Consider the following 458-nt stretch of genomic DNA (forward strand, 5'->3'; position numbering starts at 1 on the left):
GTGGGGAGTTCATTCATGATGCTCAAAATCTGGAACTCTGGAGCGAGCCCGGCCAACAACTTGAAGCTGACATTGGATCGCGACTACTTCTTCAACGCCGAGCGGAATGACAACAATAACCTTAGAAACTACCAAGCTTTCAGAGAGCGAATCGAGTCTCTACCGCCAAAAGCGGAAATTACGTTCGATCTAGGAGCTGGGCACACAGTCTTCGGGAACGCTGAGCTTTGCCCTCTGCAATTCACCGTCTCCGCAGACTATGAATTCGATGATCGCCTTGTTGCAGAGAGAACGTCAGTCGACATGCGGCCTTATCTACGTTCGTCGCCACCTATCCATCCCGTTGCAGAGCAACTGGAGGCGCTCAATAATCAAATCAAAATTTTTCTCACGAAGCTCAACAAGTGATATCTAACCGGGCGCTCAAGCGGACTTGCCATGTTTCCTCCATTCGCAAA

The 458-nt window shown here is 49.8% G+C and carries 1 protein-coding gene; it reads left to right on the forward strand.

The window, feature by feature from the left end:
- Window positions 1-408: hypothetical protein (locus GVL03_RS20020; RefSeq protein WP_235038277.1), on the forward strand; the 408-nt coding region annotated here is incomplete at its 5' end.
- Between the last annotated feature and the right edge of the window lie 50 nt (window positions 409-458).

This window comes from Microbacterium sp. 18062, assembly GCF_902706225.1.
In the GTDB taxonomy this organism is placed as follows: domain Bacteria; phylum Actinomycetota; class Actinomycetes; order Actinomycetales; family Microbacteriaceae; genus Microbacterium.